This window comes from Streptomyces sp. NPDC003011, assembly GCF_053591515.1.
In genome coordinates this window covers 1-17,574 of sequence record NZ_JBSFTY010000010.1, presented here as the reverse complement: position 1 = coordinate 17,574, position 17,574 = coordinate 1, and the positions used below count along the sequence as shown (strand labels likewise).

The 17,574-nt window shown below is 69.2% G+C and carries 15 protein-coding genes and 4 pseudogenes; 7 read left to right on the top strand and 12 right to left on the bottom strand.

Annotation, left to right across the window (positions count from 1 at the left end):
• Positions 1-515: 515 nt before the first annotated feature.
• Complete coding sequence (gene ypfJ, locus ACWD0J_RS07500; protein WP_451494815.1) at positions 516-1,406, top strand: KPN_02809 family neutral zinc metallopeptidase; 891 nt, start codon at positions 516-518, stop codon at positions 1,404-1,406.
• A 225-nt stretch (positions 1,407-1,631) separates the two neighbouring features.
• Here the strand turns inward: ypfJ and ACWD0J_RS07495 are convergent, their stop codons facing one another.
• The 5 genes and pseudogenes from ACWD0J_RS07495 to ACWD0J_RS07475 all read right to left on the bottom strand — a co-directional run bounded on the left by ACWD0J_RS07495 (position 1,632) and on the right by ACWD0J_RS07475 (position 5,660).
• Positions 1,632-2,156 carry an AAA family ATPase gene (locus ACWD0J_RS07495; protein WP_451494814.1) on the bottom strand — a complete coding sequence of 175 codons (525 nt, stop codon included), beginning with the start codon at positions 2,154-2,156 and terminating at the stop codon, positions 1,632-1,634.
• Positions 2,157-2,190: 34 nt separating this feature from the next.
• Positions 2,191-3,008 (bottom strand): annotated as a pseudogene (locus ACWD0J_RS07490) (IS5 family transposase).
• Between the two features lie 46 nt (positions 3,009-3,054).
• Entirely contained in the window at positions 3,055-3,639 is a 585-nt protein-coding gene (locus ACWD0J_RS07485) for a DinB family protein (RefSeq protein ID WP_451494813.1), read from the bottom strand.
• Between the two features lie 154 nt (positions 3,640-3,793).
• A pseudogene (locus ACWD0J_RS07480) lies at positions 3,794-4,633 on the bottom strand (IS5 family transposase).
• A 175-nt stretch (positions 4,634-4,808) separates the two neighbouring features.
• Positions 4,809-5,660: an enoyl-CoA hydratase/isomerase family protein gene (locus ACWD0J_RS07475; RefSeq protein ID WP_451494812.1), complete on the bottom strand. Its 852-nt coding sequence runs from the start codon at positions 5,658-5,660 to the stop codon at positions 4,809-4,811.
• A gap of 42 nt (positions 5,661-5,702) precedes the next feature.
• Here ACWD0J_RS07475 and ACWD0J_RS07470 point away from each other — a divergent pair, with 42 nt between their 5' ends.
• From ACWD0J_RS07470 to ACWD0J_RS07455, 4 genes and pseudogenes are all read left to right on the top strand, one after another.
• The gene (locus ACWD0J_RS07470; protein WP_451494811.1) at positions 5,703-6,107 is read left to right on the top strand and encodes a winged helix-turn-helix transcriptional regulator; all 405 of its coding nucleotides are present in this window, start codon (positions 5,703-5,705) and stop codon (positions 6,105-6,107) included.
• A gap of 65 nt (positions 6,108-6,172) precedes the next feature.
• Positions 6,173-6,981 (top strand): IS5 family transposase gene (locus ACWD0J_RS07465; RefSeq protein WP_451494810.1). Its coding sequence is split into 2 segments (ribosomal slippage): positions 6,173-6,512 and positions 6,512-6,981, totalling 810 coding nucleotides; the frame shifts between segments, so codons are not numbered across the junction.
• 2,014 nt (positions 6,982-8,995) lie between these two features.
• Positions 8,996-10,192: a TolB family protein gene (locus ACWD0J_RS07460; protein ID WP_451494809.1), complete on the top strand. Its 1,197-nt coding sequence runs from the start codon at positions 8,996-8,998 to the stop codon at positions 10,190-10,192.
• 445 nt (positions 10,193-10,637) lie between these two features.
• Positions 10,638-10,967, top strand: a pseudogene (locus ACWD0J_RS07455) (carboxymuconolactone decarboxylase family protein); the annotation flags it as partial.
• An 80-nt stretch (positions 10,968-11,047) separates the two neighbouring features.
• On the opposite strand, the gene ACWD0J_RS07450 reads toward ACWD0J_RS07455, so the two are convergent.
• Positions 11,048-11,614, bottom strand: a complete 567-nt coding sequence (locus tag ACWD0J_RS07450; protein ID WP_451494808.1) for a helix-turn-helix domain-containing protein — start codon at positions 11,612-11,614, stop codon at positions 11,048-11,050.
• Between the two features lie 101 nt (positions 11,615-11,715).
• On the opposite strand from ACWD0J_RS07450, the gene ACWD0J_RS07445 reads away from it, so the two are divergent.
• On the top strand, positions 11,716-13,116 hold the full coding sequence (locus ACWD0J_RS07445; RefSeq protein WP_451494807.1) for an MFS transporter: 1,401 nt from the start codon (positions 11,716-11,718) through the stop codon (positions 13,114-13,116).
• A gap of 190 nt (positions 13,117-13,306) precedes the next feature.
• On the opposite strand, the gene tpg is transcribed toward ACWD0J_RS07445, so the two are convergent.
• The 6 genes and pseudogenes from tpg to ACWD0J_RS07415 all read right to left on the bottom strand — a co-directional run bounded on the left by tpg (position 13,307) and on the right by ACWD0J_RS07415 (position 17,179).
• A complete protein-coding gene (gene tpg, locus ACWD0J_RS07440; RefSeq protein WP_451494806.1) occupies positions 13,307-13,771 on the bottom strand; it encodes a telomere-protecting terminal protein Tpg in 465 nt (154 codons plus the stop codon).
• 7 nt (positions 13,772-13,778) lie between these two features.
• Positions 13,779-14,105 (bottom strand): annotated as a pseudogene (locus ACWD0J_RS07435) (telomere-associated protein Tap); the annotation flags it as partial.
• 296 nt (positions 14,106-14,401) lie between these two features.
• Positions 14,402-14,833 (bottom strand): tetratricopeptide repeat protein, encoded by a 432-nt coding sequence (locus ACWD0J_RS07430; protein WP_451494805.1) that lies wholly within the window; start codon positions 14,831-14,833, stop codon positions 14,402-14,404.
• A gap of 47 nt (positions 14,834-14,880) precedes the next feature.
• Positions 14,881-15,504, bottom strand: coding sequence for an FMN reductase (locus tag ACWD0J_RS07425; RefSeq protein ID WP_451494804.1), 624 nt, complete (start codon positions 15,502-15,504; stop codon positions 14,881-14,883).
• Between the two features lie 34 nt (positions 15,505-15,538).
• Entirely contained in the window at positions 15,539-16,633 is a 1,095-nt protein-coding gene (locus ACWD0J_RS07420; RefSeq protein WP_451494913.1) for an LLM class flavin-dependent oxidoreductase, read from the bottom strand.
• A gap of 81 nt (positions 16,634-16,714) precedes the next feature.
• A complete protein-coding gene (locus ACWD0J_RS07415; RefSeq protein WP_451494803.1) occupies positions 16,715-17,179 on the bottom strand; it encodes a MarR family winged helix-turn-helix transcriptional regulator in 465 nt (154 codons plus the stop codon).
• A gap of 185 nt (positions 17,180-17,364) precedes the next feature.
• Here ACWD0J_RS07415 and ACWD0J_RS07410 point away from each other — a divergent pair.
• The coding region (locus ACWD0J_RS07410; RefSeq protein WP_451494802.1) for a hypothetical protein at positions 17,365-17,574 on the top strand (210 nt) is incomplete at its 3' end.

Sequence of the window (17,574 nt, the reverse complement as noted above, 5' to 3'; positions counted from 1 at the left end):
GTCGTCAGCGCGTCAGCGCGTCAGCGCGTCAGCGCGTCAGCGCGTCAGCGCGTCAGCGCGTCAGCGCGTCAGCGCGTCAGCGCGTCAGCGCGTCAGCGCGTCAGCCGCATGCTGATGGCCTGGGTGGGCACGGTGGCTCCGCCCACGCGGGACGCCGCCGTCCGACTCCCGCACTTCGGGATGCGACTGTGCCAGCACGGCCGGAAGCTGTGAAGTCCCACCCGGTACTCAGACGTTCGCCGAACCAGCCCGTTCTGCTGCCCACGAAGCGCGCGCGAACGTTGCGGCCATGGACTGCAGCCTCCCGGACCGAGGCCACCCTACGGAGACAGGAGCGGTCGGTCCTTCCCTTCTTTCGACCCTGTGATGGCGGTACTGGGAACGGGGCGGATGCCGGACCGGCCGGGGCACTCTCACACGACGGGCGTTTTCGACCGCTCGTAGGGCGCCGGGCGCGGCAAAAGGGGTACCAGGAGCAGCGACCCGGCAACGACATACGGCAAAGGCGGCCCTCCATGCAGTTCGACGACAACGCCCGTCTGGACACCTCCGAGGTACAGGACGTGCGCGGCAGTCGGATCCCCGGTGGCGGAGCGACCATCGGCGGCGGTATCGCCGGCCTCGTCGCACTGGTCGTGGGACTCGTGCTCGGGATCAGCCCTGACCAGTTGGGCCTCTCCTCCGGTGATGATGAGCCGGCGCCGACCTCGTCCTCCCTCGCCCGCGTCGAGCAGGATTGCCGTACCGGACAGGATGCCAACGCCAAGGACGACTGCCGCATCGTGGCAGTGGTCAACAGCGTTCAGGACTATTGGGCGCAGGAGTCCGGGCGCCGCCAAGTCGCCTACACAGCGGCGCCGACAGTGCTTTTCAGCCAGCGCGTGAGTACGGCGTGCGGCACCGCTACGTCACAGGTGGGGCCCTTCTACTGTCCCGGCGACCAGAAGGTCTATCTCGATCTCGATTTCTTCGGCGAGCTGCGGACGAAGTTCGAAGCGAGCGGGGGGCCCTTCGCGCAGGCCTACGTGGTAGCGCACGAGTACGGGCACCATGTCCAGGATCTCGAGGGAACGTTGGACAAGTCCCAGGACGGGCTGACCGGTGCCGACAGCGCGTCGGTCAAGACGGAGCTCCAGGCCGACTGTTACGCGGGCGTGTGGGCGCACCACGCGACGACCGTCAAGGACGAGTCCACGGGCAGGCCGCTGATCACAAGCCTTACGGACGCGGACATCCGGGACGGGCTGGACGCGGCCGCGGCTGTCGGCGACGACCGGATCCAGGAGAAGTTCCAGGGGCGGGTGACCCCCGACACCTGGACCCACGGCTCTGCCGAACAGCGGCAGCAGTGGTTCGAGCGTGGCTACCGCACGGGAGACATGGCCCGGTGTGACACCTTCCGCTGAGCGAGACTCAGGCGCAAGTCCCGACATCGCAGGGAAGCGGAGCCGGGGGCCGGGGCCCGGTCAGCCGGTCGTGAGCGGTGTCCTGCTGCGCGTGACCTGGCGGCATGGTGTCCCCTGTTCCTGTGGTCCTGAGTCGCCGGCCTATGGCCTGTCCGGCGGATCTTTCCGGGCTCGGCGCTCCTGGCACGGCTGCGTTACTGGGCGGCACCAAGGTTGGCCGGACAGTCACGCGAGCGATGGCCACCGGTCGGCGGCCCACTCCAGCCATCCTGACCACCCAGGAGGCGGACCTCCTACCTCATGTCCATCGAGTTCCGTGGCGTTGGGCTCCTCGAACAGCGTCCTCCAGTGCAAGAGGTCCGTCTCGCTCATCACGAAGGTCTGATCAGGGGTGGTCGACTGGCGATGGGCGATCCGAGCACGTTGGGTCTCATGGTCCACCGGCACGTACACGAGTTGACAGGATGCGCCCACAGACATCACCAACCAGCGGATCGCGGACCTCTCGTCACGAGACCAGCATCCGAAATCCAGGACCACGTTCGTTCCCAGCTTCAGCGCCTCCAGACCCAGCCAGAGCAGCCGTCCTTCCAGCACATCGCGCTTCCCGGCCGGCTGCGGATCGCCGAACAGCGGGAGCATCCACTCATCCGGCGTCAGCCGCAGCGCGCTGTGCTCCTTGGCCAGCTGTCGAGCTCTCATGGTCTTTCCGGCCCCGGGCAGGCCAACCGTCAGGAACAACGTCGTCACGCCCAGATCTTGTCACGAAGGCTGAGAGGGCGTCTCACGTGGCGAGTTTCGCGAGCTTCTTGTAGCTGGTGAGGGCAGCAGCCAGGCCGAGGAAGGCGAGGAAGTGCGAGCCCTTTCGTTCATACCGATGGTCAGGCGACGGTAGCCGAAGAGCCAAGCGATCGACCGCTCGATCTTCCAGCGGTGCCGACCAAGGCGTTCGCCGGACTCGATGCCTGGCCGCGCGATGCGCGCGACGAGCCCACGCTCGCGCAGCCAGCTGAGGTGTTCGGTGGACAAGTACCCCTTGTCCGCACGGAGTTTGGTGGGCCGGCGGCGCCGTGGTCCCCGGCGGGACCGGACGGCGGGGATGCCGAGGATGAGCGGCTTCAGGGCGAGACTGTCGTGCATGTTCGCACCTGACACGGCGACGGCAAGCGGGATGCCCTGGGCATCGGACAGTACGTGCAGCTTGCTGCCCTTCTTGCCGCGATCGACCGGGTTCGGCCCCGTCAGCGATCCCCCTTTTGGCGCGAACGGAGGCCGCGTCGACGATCGCCGAGGTCCAGTCCACCTCGCCCCGGACCCCGAGTTCGTCCAGCACCGCCCGATGCAGCCGACGCCACAGGCCGACCTCGGTCCATGCCGTGAAGCGGCGATGTGCGGTGTCGGAGGACGTGCCGAACGTCGGCGGCAGCTGCCGCCAGGCGCAGCCGCTGGTCAGCACATACACCACTGCGGTGAACACGGCCCGCTCGTCTCACGCGGAGCGGTCCCGCCACCTTGCGGTCGAGCCGCGAACGACGGCAGTAACGGGGCAACCAGCTCCCAGAGTTCATCAGGAACCAGACGCTTCGACAGATCAGCACTCACGGCCGGCATCATGCCGCTCGAACATCAAGTCACGTGGGACGGCCTTCTATGCCTTGACTGATGCGGCCGATCTGGCGGCCTGCTCGAGCTTCGCGCAGTAGGCGGTGCGGGCGTCCTCATCGATCTGCATCTCGTGTTCGGGGCGCATCCCGGTTCGGCCGTCGACGCCTTCGCGCAGGATGTCGGCGTGCCCGGCATGCCGGTTGGTCTCGCCGAGGACGTGGACCAGGATGGCGAACAGGTTCGTGTTGAGATAAGGCTCCGGCCACCACGGCACGTGGCCGGGGGCATCGAGGGCAAGCTCGTCGATCGTCGCGTCTGAGTGTTCCCACGTGCGCCGGTAGAACCCGATGATCTGATCGCGCGCCTCGTCCTCAGCCGCCCACAGATCGCTGCCGTCGTGGTCCTGCCACCGGGACAGCGGTTCCGGGGACGGCCGGTCGAAGACCTCGCCGAAGTACCTGGCCTCGACACAGGCCAAGTGTTTTACCAGGCCGAGCAGGTTGGTCCCGGTCACTGTCAAAGGTCGGCGGGCGTCGTATTCGGACAGGCCGTCGAGTTTCCAGAGCAGCGCCTTGCGGTCCCGCCGCAGTCTCCCGTGCAGGTTGTCCTTCGCGAATTCATCGATCATGCGGCATGAGCCTGCCATGGGCTACTCGTGGCCTCAAGATCCCGTACTTAGACCGCAACGACCGGCAGAGCCGAAGCCTGGCCATGGCCACCGCCCCGAGCTACTCAAGAAGCTCGCGGAACTTGCCACGTGAGACAACCTCTAACTGATCGTTTCAGAATGAGGTTCGTGGGCGTCGCAAGCAGATGATGCTGCAGGCGAGTGGGAGCAGGCCAAGGTGGAGGTCGGCACGTCGCTCGTAGCGGATGCGCAGGCGTTTGAACTGGTGGAGCCGGGTGAAGGTCCGTTCCACGACCCAGCAGGTCTTGCCCAGTCCCGATCCGTGCGGGACGCCTCGGCGGGCGATCTTGGGTGTGATGTCGCGGGCTCGGAGGATGCGGCGGTACTTGTCGTAGTCGTAGCCGCGGTCGGCGAAGAGCCGGCCTGGCCGGTGCCGCGGTCGTCCGCGAAGTCCTCGGATGCGGGGGATCGCGTCCAGTAGGGGTGTCAACTGGGTGACGTCGTGCCTGTTTCCGCCGGTCAGGGTGACGTCGTGCCTGTTTCCGCCGGTCAGGGTGACGGCGAGAGGGGTGCCGTGCCGGTCGACGATCAGGTGGCGTTCGCTGCCCGGCCGTGCGCGGTCAACCGGCGAAGGCCCGGTGTGAGCCCCCCTTTGAGGGCTCGAACGTGTGAGCCGCCGATCGCAGCGTCGTCCATGTCCAGCAGTCCTGCCTTGCGCAGCTCGGCCAGGAGCACTTTGTGCAGGCGGGACCACACCCCGGCCTCGGTCCAGTCCCGCAACCGCCGCCACGCTGTCACGCCGCTGCACCCGGTCTGCTCGGCGGGTACATCTCTCCAGCTCACGTTCTTACGCAGTATCTAAAACGATGCCTCGCAGGGCCGCGCGGTCGTCCGCCGGCAGGCGTCCGGGATACCGATGACGGCGCGGCGGCCGGGGCGGCAGCAGCGGAGCGATACGTTCCCACAGATCATCAGGCACAAGATCATCCGGCACCTGGATCACTCTGCCGCCACCGGATCCGATCGCCAAGCCCTCACACCGAACTTCATCCCGAAACAATCAGCTTCACAGAGTACAGAGTTGGAGGCGGCCCGTACGGTCGTTCGACCCGAATTACCAAACGGACCGTACGGACAACTTCTGCACTCCACCCGCGCAGGACGATTCGTTACGAATGTCGGACGAGGTTCGCGCGCAGCACCTTTTCGAGGTTCAGCTCCACCTCGCGCGTGTGAACCCCCGCCGCGAGCGCTGCCCGGGCAAGCTCTCCAGACGCGGGAGTGAACGTTTCGCCGAGCAGGCGGTTTTCCGCGCGCAGTGCGTCCTCAAGCGTGCCGTCGGCCGCGTCGATTGCTTCGATAGCCGCAGCGCGGACACCGTCGGGCAGAGACGCGATGGCCAGTGCGACCCACTCAACATATTCATCCAGTTCTGCGGTGGGCAGAGCTCGGTTCACCCAACCCCACCGCTCGGCAGTCGCCGCGTCGACGAGCCCGCCTGTCAGCACGATCTCGAGAGCGCGAGCGCGACCCACGAGGCGGGGCAGGTGGGCAGTTGCACCGGCTCCAGGGACGATGCCGATCAGTGCCTCGAACTGGCCGAACGCCGCAGTCTCGAGGGCCGCGAATCGCAGATCCAGGCTGGAGACCAGCTCGGCTCCACCGCCACGGGCGAGTCCCGCGACCTTGGCGATGGTGGTCTGAGGCAGACGCCGCCAGCGTTCATGAAGCCGCATCATCGGGCCCGTCCCGACAAGCGTCTCCTCCGCGACCGGGAGGGCGGCGTAGGTCGCGGGGTCCTCCACGAATGACAGGTCGCCGTGCGCCAGGAAGAACTCCGGATTAGCGCTCTGGACCACGATGACGTGCAGATCGGGATCATTCTCGGCCGATGCAGCGACGGCGTCCAGGTCGAGCATGAGCTGCGCCGTCATCAGGTTGACGGGCGGAACATCAATCGAGACCCATAGCACTCCGTCCTGGCGCTTGAGATTGAGGCTGGGCAGGGGCTGTTCGGTCATGAGATTCCTTTGGGTTGCCGGTATCTCTGGTATACCTGGTACATGGCAGGTACTTCAAAGAAACCTGGTATCCGCGAAGATCGGGCCGGTCACGAGACCATCGTCGGCCCGCAGCGCGAGCTCCTGGATCAGCTGCTGGACAAGTGGGGTCATCTGCTGCTGGCCGCGTTGTGCCGGCAGCCGCGACGCTTCAACGAGCTCAAGAGAGAGCTCGATGGGGTCACTCAAAAATCGCTGACGCAGGCACTGCGACGGTTGGAACGCAACGGCCTCGTCGAGCGCCGGGTACTGATGCAACGCCCCGTTGCTGTGGAGTACCGGATCACACCGCTGGGCCGCACGCTTGAGGAGCCCTTCTCGATCCTGCGCTCCTGGACCGCCGAGCACCTCCCCGAAGTCGAACGACACAGGGAGGCATTTGACAAAGGCGCGGACACCCTTCACTGATTTTTTCGGGATGAGTTCGGTGTGAGGGCTTGGCGATCGGATTCGGTGGCGGCAGAGTGGTCCAGGTGTCGGATGATCTTGTGCTTGATGATCTGTGGGAACGTGTCGCGCCGCTGCTCCCTCCTCGTCCGCCGCGGCGTCGGCGGTATCCGGGCCGCCTGCCGGTGGATGACCGTGCGGCTCTGCGCGGGATCGTCTACGTCTTGCGCACGGGTGTGACCTGGGCGGATGTGCCGACCGAGACGATCGGCTGCAGCGGGGTGACGTGCTGGCGGCGCCTGCGGGACTGGACCGAGGCCGGCGTCTGGCCCCGCCTGCACGAAATCCTCCTCGCGGAACTCCGCAGAGCCGGCCTGCTGGACATGGAGGACGCCGCGGTCGACGCCTCGCACGTCCGGGCCCTCAAAGGGGGGCTCACACTGGACCGTCGCCGGTCGACCGCAGCCGCCCCGGCAGCAAGCACCACCTGATCACCGACCGGCACGGAACGCCGCTTGTGGTGTCGCTGACCAGCGGAAACCGTCACGACGTCACCCAGCTCATACCCCTGCTGGACGCAATCCCCCGCATCCGCCGCCTGGTGGGCCGGCCCCGTCACCGGCCGCGGCGGCTGTTCGCCGACCGCGGTTACGACTACGACAAGCACCGACGACTCCTCCGCGCTCGCGGCATCACGCCGAAGATCGCCCGCAAGGTCACCGCCCATGGATCCGGCCTGGGCAAGACCAGGTGGGTCGTCGAGCGCACCTTCGCCTGGCTCCACCAGTTCAAACGCCTGCGGACCCGCTACGAGATACGCGCCGACCTCCACCTCGGAGTGCTCCAACTCGCTTGCAGCATCATCTGCTTGCGACGACTCCGAACCTCATTCTGAAATGATCAGTAAGTGATCACGGCTTGGGGCAAAGGCGGATTGAGATGTCCCCGCCCCATGCGCATGCCAACGAACCAAGACCGAGACGGTCGCAAGATCCGCCGGACAGGCCTTAGCCCGCGCGCCCCGGTACGGCAATGCGCGTGGCGCTCGCTGCAACCCTCCACTCCGTAGAACGCCGGACCGAGTCATCGCCAGCCCATGCGGAGCCATCGGTTCAGTCGGTCTTCCCCGGTCCGGCTTTCCGGCACCTCGATCAGCGGCGCAACCTTCACCGCGGCCCGCACACGGAGCTGGGTGGCGGAATGTCGCGTGCCGAGCCGCCCGTAGATCTCTTCCCTCCGAGACATGGATCAGATTCACAGCGCTCCCCCGCAGCCGCCTTCATGGCATCCAGAACGACGCTGAGGCCTCGCCCGCTCAAGGAGGCCCGGTCCAGGGGCACGCGCGACGGAGATCTGGCGCGTCGGCAGCGGCAGGGACGCCGCGCAGGGAGCACGCCCGACGCACCGGATGACGCGGGCGTCAAGCGGCCCCGCGGTCCGCGAGGACTGCCCGGGGGTCAGAACAGCCGCTCCTGGCACGCTCCTTGAGCAGAGCGCGGAGCGGACCGGCCTGTCCTTGCCGGAGCCGGTTCGTCGCCGAAGAGGGGAGCCGTACCGCACTCGTCCAGCTCGGCCGGGATCCGTCCGTCCGCCTCCGGTCGTGGCGGCGCGTCACGGTCGAAGTCGTCCGGAGTCATGCACACCCAGTCGCGGCCACCCTGCTCACTCACCCGTCGTCACCGCCTCTCCCCGGGCCCACTCTCGGAAGGCTTCCCGGGATTAAGTGCTGCCCACCTGTGATCAGTTCCACCATCGGGGCAGCCTGAACACCCGGAACTCGGGCGGCCGTCGTCGACTGCCGTGACGGTCCGCCAGGGGACGCGGACGGACTCTGAACACACGGCCGGTCGTGTCAACCCCGACCTGATCACCGTGCAGCCGCGCGGCGCCAAGGTGACTCTCCTCGACGGCACCGCCGACTCGCAGGCCCAGCGGCAGCACGCGGACGGGCGGAAGGTGGCATGGCCGTTGGCGGAGGATCGCGGGGCGACGAAGGCGGTGTCATGTGCGGAAGCAGGGCCCGCCGTCGCGCGCAGGCGTCCGTGCAGGCGCGCTCTGCGCGCCGTGACCTCCGCGCGGGTCAGGGGCGCTTGGCGTTTCCCGGCGAGCGCGGTGGCTGCCGCCTCCTGGCTGGTGAAGCACCGCACGGCCGCGCTCTGCCCGACGCCGCGCGGGTCGAAGCCGATCACGTCGTACCGCGCGGGGACCTCGGCCGACAGGTAGTTCTCCGCCCGATAGGCGAAGCGCAGGCCTGACCGGCCGGGGCCGCCGGGGTTGACGAACAGGCTGCCCAGGCGCCTGGCCGGGTCCGAGGCTGGTGCCGGAGCATGACCACGCCCACGGTGCCCGCGTCGGGGCGGGCGTGGGCGCGTGGGACCTGCCGCACCGCGCAGTCGGCGATACCCGGACCGAGCGGGGAGCCGGTTCGAGGACCTGGTCGGACGGCAGTCAGCGCACGCGGTGCTACTACGGCCGGGCGTGAGCGGCCGGCGCGGGGTGCGTCAGCACGGCCAGGGCGGCGGCGCAGGCGGCGGCGCAGGCGGCGGTGGCCACCGGTGGCGCGGACGGTGTGCCGGAAGGTCATGGCGGGGCGGCGGCCGGGCATGGGGCTCCTCGCTTCCCTCGGGTGACGGAGTCGGGTGCGATGGCCGTAGCGATGCCTGGCTGTTCCCCGGCCGGAAGCCCCGGCAGCCGATGCACCCCGCCAGGCGACAGGACCGGTTTCTCTGCGGATCAGGTCGAAAGTCGTCTGTGCGTGCATTGACCCAGGACGCACTCCGCGGTTTCATCGCGTGAGTCCTCCGCACAGACCGTGTCGGCGCGTTACCGGGCACGAGTGCACGGGGGTGACTGTGGCCGTCCTCGGCCGAAGGGGGAACCACCTGATGAGACCATTACCACGCATCTCCATGACCGCCGCCCTGGCGGCCGCCCTCACCTGTCTGACCTGGCCCGCGGGGGCGGCGGGCGCCGACCTGGCCCCGCGCACCGAACGGCTCAGCGTGGCACCCGACGGCACCGGCGGGAACTACCACTCGGTAACTCCGGTCGTCAGCGCGGACGGAGGTGTCGTCGCCTTCATGTCGTCGGCGACCAACCTGATGCCCGGAACGGACGTGCCCAACAGCGTCTTCTACCGGACGGCTCCCGGTGCGCCCCTCAAGCGCGTGACGCTGCCGGGTGAGTCGACGATGTTGCCCCGGGTGTCCGATTCCGGGCGCCACCTGACGTTCACCTCGTACTCGGCCACGACCCAGAAGTACTCCGTCCACGTGATGGACCTGCGCACCGGGCGCGTCGAACCCGTGGCGCCCGCGCTGGAGGACGGCTACCGCGCGGACTACGGCGCCGCCCCGCTCAGCGCGGACGGACGGTACCTGGCCTTCGTGGCCGAGACCGCCGCCGACGAGAGCGGGGTGTCCCGCTGCCGGATCATGCTCCTGGACCGCCGGACCCAGCAGTTGTGGCGGGCCGGCCCGTCCACGGACCGCGAGTGCCAGGACATCTCCATGAGCGCCGACGGCCGCAAGGTGGCCTACCGGGTCGGCTACTCGGGGCCGTCCGACGACGACAAGGCGGACATCCTGGTGTACGACCGCCTGACCGGGCAGACCGCGCAGGCCGACGTCACCCACAACGGGGCGCCGGCCGACAGGTCGGCGCTCGCTCCGGTGCTGAGCGCCGACGGCTCCAAGGTCGGCTTCAACTCGGTGGCCACGAACCTGGTCCCGGGCACCGACCCCAACGGGGACACCAGCACATCGTGGAACGCCTTCGTCCGCGACCTGCGCACCGGCACACTTCAGCGGTACGACGGCCACTCCCCCACCGATGTCACCCTGGTTTCGGATCTGTCGGCGAACGGCTCGAAGCTGCTCCTCAACACGGCCGACGCGGACCGCAGGACGCTGGGGCTGATCCTGCGCGATCAGCGCACCGGCCACGAGGAGTTGCTCTCACCGGGACAGGACGGCAAGCCCGTCATCGTGGGCCGAGCGGCACTGAGCGCGGACGAGTCGACGGCCGTCTTCGACTCCTATCACCCCGGTCTGGTCCCCGACGACACCAACCTGATCGGAGACGTCTTCGTGCGGACCCTGCGCTGAGCTGCCGACAGCGCGGCGGACAAGGCAATGACCTATGCCCCACCGGTCGGCACAGAGGCGCCGGCCCCGCCTCTCCGGTGCCGTAACCCAGCAGTCGATCGCCCCGGGCCGGGCCGGGCCGGGCCGACCGGCACGCATCCGTGCTGACACCCGGCCAACCGGCTGCGGTGGCGGCGAACAGGACACAGAGCTGGGCTGCCCGACGGAGGACGGGAGTGGTCTCCGCCTCCTACGCCCACCCAGTACAACATCCAGAGCGCGAGCGAGCTGGGGCGGCCGGCATCACCCCACGGGACCTCACGGCCACCCTGCTCGCCGTGCTGGTGCTGCTCGCATCGCGGCGTCCTGCACAAGACGCGGATCGGCACGGCTGTCCGAGCGGTCTCCGCAGAGGGCCACTCGCCGGCACTGCCTGCCCCGGGCCTCCGCCTGATCAGAGGTACCGATGGTTCCGCGGATGTCCGAGGATCCGGCGCAACTCGTTCCCGAGCTGGCGGAGTTGTCGGCGGCGCTGTTCAAGGTCACTGGCAATGGTTCGGTGCCGCGCTCCACGATCAGCCTCGTCCAGTTGCGTGCTGGTCAGATCGTCGGCAGCACTTACCTGACCGTTCTGCACACGGGCTTCCTGCGCAAGGCCGGGGAGTCGGAGGAGCGGATCACGTCGGTGGCCTCCTGGCCGGACTCGCCGTACTTCACTGGTGCCGAGCGTGCCGCGCTGGCACTGGTGGAAGCCGTGCTTCAGCCGTCCGCGGACGGCGAGAGAGTTTCCGACGAACCGCCCCGACATGAACCTCCACGTAGGACTGCACCCGCGCCCGCAGCCAGATCAAAGCGGCCGGCTCCACCGGCGGCCGCCTACGGACCGGTGCGGACGACTGCTTGGTCGCCGTGCGGGCCGAACATGTGCAGGATCTCGACGGCGTCCGTGCCGGCGGGGCCGAACCAGTGGGGCTCTGTGGTGTCGAACTCGGCCACCTCGCCCGGTCGGAGAGTGGCCTCCCGTTCGCCGAGGATGAGGCGGAGTTCACCGGCGAGCACATACAGCCATTCGTAGCCGCGGTGGGTGACGAGCTTCGGCTCGCGGTGTGCGAGTACCTGCTTGAAGACCTGGACCCGGCCGGGGTACTGCGTCAGCGGTACGAGGACACTCCCGCGTCCCTGGCTGCGGGGTTTGAGGTGGACACGCGGGTCGCCGGTGGCCGGCGCCGCCACGAGCTGGTCCAGTGCGACCCGGTGAATGCGCGCGAGCGGGATGAGCAGGTCGAGGGTCGGGCGCCGTCGGCCTGACTCAAGACGCGACAGCGTGCTCACCGAGATCCCGGTCTCGTCCGCGAGTGTCTCCAGGGTGAGTCCGCGGTCGCGGCGCAGTTCACGCAGCCGCGGCCCGATGCCGTCGAGGATTTCCGAGAGTTCCACATCCATCGGGCCATTTTGCAGTCTTCGCAAAGTTTCTGGGCCTCGGCTCCCCGCAGAACCGAGCATGAGCGGGCAGATCATCCCGGCACCACCGAAGGGGAACTCCCGTGACCGCCGCATCCCTGGCCGCACCACCACTCGCGCTCAGTGCGCGTCGGCGCTGGACGGTACTCGCCGTCTGCGCGCTGAGCATGTTCCTGGTGGGTGTGGACACCACCATCGTCAACGTGGGTCTGCCCGAGATCGGGCGCGGCCTGGGCGTGGGCACGCGCGGTCTCGAATGGATCGTCGACGCCTACACCGTGGTCCTGGCCAGCCTCCTCATCGTGTCCGGCGCGCTCGCGGACCGCTTCGGACGGCGCCGGGTCTTCCAGTGCGGACTGGTTCTCTTCGGCATCGCCTCGCTGGCCTGTGCCCTGGCTCCGTCACCCGGCCTGCTCGTCGCGGCGCGGGCCGTCCAGGGTATCGGGGCCTCGATGCTGAGCCCCGTGGCCCTGGCCATCGTCGTGAACGCGATGCCGGACCCACGGGAGCGGGCCCGGGCGATCGGTATCTGGGCGTCGGTCTTCGGGCTCAGCATGGCGGCGGGGCCGGTCACCGGCGGGGCGCTCATCGCCGCGTTCGGTTGGCGGTCGGTGTTCTGGATCAACGCACCGGTCGTCGTCGCCGCCCTTGTGCTGGTCGCCGTGTTCGTACCGGAGTCCCGAGCGGCGCGCGCCCGGCGGCTGGACCTGCCCGGCCAGGTGCTTCTCACCGCGGCTCTGTTCCTCTCCGTCGGCGTCCTCATCGAAGGGCCCCACATCGGCTGGGCCTCACCCACGGCGCTGACCGGTTACGCCCTGATCGCAGTCGCCACCTTCACGTTCGTCCGGGTCGAACTCCGTCGGCGGGAACCCTTGATGGACCTGGGGCTTTTCCGGCGTCCTCCCTTCCTCACGGCGGTCTTGGGAGCGATGGCGGTGTTCGTCGCACTCAACGTGAGCCTGATGCTCACCACGTTCTACCTCCAGCACGGACGCGGCTGGAGTCCGTTCGCCGCAGGCACGGCGACCCTGCCCATGGCGCTCGGGGCCATCCTGTGCGCGCCCTGGTCCGGCATCATGGTGGGACGCCTGGGACCGCGACGTCCGCTCCTCCTTGCCGGTGGGTTCATCACCGTCGGCGGCCTGAGCCTGGTGAACCTCGGCCAGGACACGAACGTGCTGCTGCTCCTGCTCGCCTACCTGCTCATCGGCATCGGATTCGGATTCGCCAACGCACCTCTCACCAGCATCGCAGTCGGCGGACTGCCTCCGTCCCGGGCCGGCGTGGCCGGAGCGATCACTTCGACCGCTCGTCAGATGGGCTCGGCGGTGGGCGTCGCCGTCGCCGGAGCCCTCGTCACGGGCGTCCGCCCTCCCGATCTCGCTCGTGCGTCCCACACGGGATGGCTGCTCGTGGGGGCTTGCGGACTGTTCCTGTTCGCCGCGGCGCGCACCTCCCAGCCGGCGGCCACGGCCAAGGCGTAGACCTGGTGACGGCCGGCGCCAGCAGAGCTCCCACAGGCTCGGGAACGCGGCACGGAACGCGGCACGGAAGGAGGCGCCGGTTGGGCGGACGGCCTGCCGTGATGACGACGGCTACGGCGACCGGGAGGGCACCGCAAGGTCACCGCCAGTGTGATCAACGTGGTACGGATCTGGGCGAGGCGATCGCCGATCACCGCGTCGGCGTCCTCCGCCGGCCCGGAGGGCAGCAGCATCCAGCGGCCAGCGGCCAGCGGCCAGCCCGACGGTCGCCCACACGGCCTGTACGGTGCACGGTGAGTCGCCGGAACCGTCCGTCGTCGGTCGTGCCGACCGGGGCGGTGCAGGTGAACCGGGCGCGGGTCCCCACCATGCTCCCTCCTGGCCGCCCGGCGCTGCCGGCGCTGCCGCACCAGCGGCTGCCAGCGGGCCCGTACCGCGTCGTCGCTCTTCGCGCGACGTAGGCGCTGGCATGCTTGCGGGCGCCGCGACGGTAGCCGTTGACGGAGTCGGCGGTGACCCCCAGCTCCGCTGCGACGGCTCTCGCGCTGCCGAACTGCTTGAGCAGGGAGCCGATCTGGCCCTTGAGGGATTTCGGCGGCTCCTTGGTGAACGCCTCCCGGTCGGCGCGCTCGATCGTGTCCTCGAACTCCCCCACAGCCCAACTCCCCTTCGGTTGCAACGGCGTCGCCACCCTTGACGTGGCGAGCCGGGTTCAGGCCCTGCTCCACCATCAGGTCGACCACCGGCCACAGCACCGACTGGAAGCCCTCCAGTTCGGCCAGGCCCGGGGTGGGTCCGGGGCGGAAGGCACCAGGCTTCGGCATGCCGGTCTCCGCGTAGGGCAGGAATTCCAGCGGGTACCGGCCCGTCATCTCCGTCGTCTCCGTCGTCTCCGTCGTCTTGAGCAGTTTGCGGTGCACGTTGACCCGGGCCTTGCCGATGACGGCGGCCCGGATGTCCGGACGCCAGGTCGGCCGCATCATGGCCGGTCACGGGTGCCCGTCCTCTTGAGCGTTCCCATTCCGTTTCCGCGCATCTACCCCTCACGGAAAACGGCCGCCGAGCTCGGCGAGAGCCGTACGCACCACCTGCGCGGCAAGCTCGTCATCTGCGCGGACAACACCTCAGCGCTGCTCGCAGCGGTCCGGCTTCACCGTCACCGGCGACCACGGCCCCCACGAGCCGGGCGCCTGGGCGCCTGGGCGGAGGGCCTGACGGCCGCGAGGGGCGGCGGGCACCAGCCCGACTGGTGCCCGCCGCCCTCGCATGCTCGGCCCCGCGACGCTCAGCCGTCGGCCGGGAACTCGCCGGAGAAGGCGGCGGCCACGCGCAGCCAGGGTCCCGCCTCGTCCTGCCGCCCTTGGCGTTGCAGGGTGCGGCCCAGCATCAGGTGAGCGTAGTGCTCCACCGGGTCGCGGTCGATCACCAGACGCAACTGCTCCTCAGCACGGCTCAGTTGAGCGGAGTGGTAGTAGGCGCGAGCCAGCAGCAGCCGCGGGCCGGTCTGCTCCGGGGCATCCTCGACGACGACGGCCAGCAGCCGGGCGGCGCCGATGTAGTCCTTGGCGTCGAAGAGCAGCTGAGCCCGCTCCCAGCGTTCGCCGGTGGTCTCCTCGTGCGGCAGACCGGCGCCGTTGTCGAACAGGTGCAGAGCGCTCGCCCAACGGTCGGGCGCCACCCCGTCGCCCGCCGGGTACTCGTTGAAGTTCCCGCTCATCAGTCTTCGGTCCTCCCTTCCAGTTCCCGCGTGCCCTGCACGCGTCCTCACGCCGGCCTGAGTGCGGCCGGCTGTTGCTCGAACCGCACAACGGTCTCGGTGGGCTCGGCGTCGGCCGGGCGGCCGCCCATGAGACCCGCCAGCTCGCCGCCGGCCCGGCCGATCCGGGCGGCGAGACCGTCGCTGCGCCCGTCCCCGGCCGTGCCCCAGTCCTCGGACGCCCCGTACACGGCGGTGGGGACGACGATCGCCCGCAGGTACGCGAACAGCGGGCGCAGCGCGTGTTCCAGCACGAGCGAGTGCCGGGAGCTGCCGCCGGTGGCCGCGATCAGCACCGGACTGCCGACGAGCGCGGTGTTGTCCAGCACGTCGAAGAAGGACTTGAACAGCCCGCTGTACGAGGCGGAGAAGACCGGCGTGACGGCGATGACACCGTCGGCCTCCTCGACGGCCTGCAGCGCGCCGCGCAGGGCGGGCCCCGGAAAGCCGTTGACCAGGTGGTGCGCGATGTCCGTCGCCAGGTCGCGCAGTTCGACCTCGTGCACGTCCGTCTCACGTCCCGCGTCCGCCAGGCTCCGGCGGGTGGCGTCGGCGAGCCGGTCGGCGAGCAGCCGGGTGGAGGAGGGCAGGCTCAGGCCCGCTGACACGACCACCAGCTTCAGGGGCTTCATCGTCAGATCCTTTCGTGTGGTCTCCGGCAACCGGTCAGGCGGTCGCCGCGCGCTCTGCGTCGCGCGCCGCGAGCAGGGATGCGTGGTCGGGGGCGTCGGGCACGTCGGCCGGCCGGTTCTTGGCGAACTCCTTCCGGAGCACCGGTACGACCTCCTCACCGAGCATGTCGATCTGCTCGAGCGCGGTCTCCAGCGGGACTCCGCCGCCGTCCACGATGAACAGCTGGCGCTGGTAGTCGCCGGCGTACTCGCGGAAGGTGAGCGTCTTCTCGATGACCTGCTCGGGGGTGCCGACGGTCAGCGGGGTCTGCTCCATGTACTCCTCCATGGAGATCCCGCCGCCCATCTGCTGCGAGTGGTCGAAGAAGGGGCGGAACTCGCGGACGGCGTCCTGGGACTTGGGGCGCATGTAGACGTGGCCGCCCAGGCCGACGATGGCCTGCTCGGGGGTGCCGTGGCCGTAGTGCGCGTACCGGTCCCGGTACAGGTCGATCATCCGCTTGGTGTGCTCCTTGGGCCAGAAGATGTTGTTGTGGAAGAAGCCGTCACCGTAGAACGCGGCCTGCTCGGCGATCTCCGGCGAGCGGATCGAGCCGTGCCAGACGAACGGCGGTACGTCGTCCAGGGGGCGCGGCGTGGAGGTGAAGCCCTGCAGTGGTGTGCGGAACTTCCCCTCCCAGTCGACGACGTCCTCGCGCCACAGCCGACGCAGCAGGGCATAGTTCTCGATCGCGAGGTTGATGCCCTCCCGGATGTCCTTGCCGAACCACGGATAGACCGGGCCGGTGTTGCCCCGGCCCATCATCAGGTCCACCCGCCCGTCGGCCAGGTGCTGGAGCATCGCGTAGTCCTCGGCGATCTTCACCGGGTCGTTGGTGGTGATCAGCGTGGTCGCCGTGGACAGGATGATCCGCTCGGTACGGGCGGCGATCCAGCCCAGCATCGTGGTCGGGGAGGACGGCACGAACGGCCGGTTGTGGTGCTCGCCGGTGGCGAAGACGTCCAGCCCCACCTCCTCGGCCCTCTGCGCGATGGCGACCATCGACTTGATCCGCTCACGCTCGCTCGGGGTGCGCCCCGTCGTCGGATCGGTGGTCACGTCACCGACGGTGAAGATGCCGAACTGCATCGCCTTCAGCCTTTCCATGAGGTTGATACATCAACTATGACTGTGCAACGAGCTGCCGCACATCTCTATTCCGGCCACCGGCTAGGCCTGCTCCTCGATACGCTCGGCCACCCGGTTCGCCACGCCGGCGTACAGGCGAAGCTCCTCCGGTGCCAGGAGGTCGACGAACAGCCGGCGCACGGCCTCCACGTGGCGGGGCGCGGCCGCCGCGATCGTTTCCCGGCCCGCCGGGGTGATGACCACGAACGCGCCGCGCCCGTCCTCGGGACACTCCCGCCGGACCACCAGCCCGCGTTTCGCCATGCGGGACACCTGATGGGACATCCTGCTCTTCTCCCACTCCAGGCACTTGGCGAGATCCGCATGACGCTTGCGGCCACCCGGGGCTTCACTGAGGTCGACGAGCACCGCGAAGTCAGCGGTGGACAGATCGGATTCCGACTGCAGGTGGCGGGAGAGCCGTCCGCCCAGCTGCTCCTGCATGCGAACGAAGCCGCGCCAGGCGCCTTCCTCCCCCGGGGTGAGCCATTGCGGTTGTTGAGTCATACAACGAGTGTAGCCGTTGGTTGACTCATCATCTACCTCTTGAGGTGTGACCTCACTGACCTGGAGTTCGCCTCCGCGGTCCGTTCGGTTGCGAGTCCCAGCCATCGCAGGACATCAGGCCTCGACGCAGGCGGTGACGTCGGCGATCTCGTCACGCGTCCACAGGAACGGTCCCCGGGGCGATCATGAGTGTGGGAGCGGCTCAACGCGGCGGGGAGTCGGCGTGCGCCGGCGCGCTCGCCGCCCGGCGGGACACCGAAGCGGGCCTCTCCTGGCAGGCTGGCACCCATCATCCTCATACCGCCCTCCGCGGCCGGCGCGCGGACGCCGGGGCCACCGCCGTGACGCAGGGGCGCCAGGTGAGTCCCGACCTCGGCCGCCGCGCGTCGCGCGGG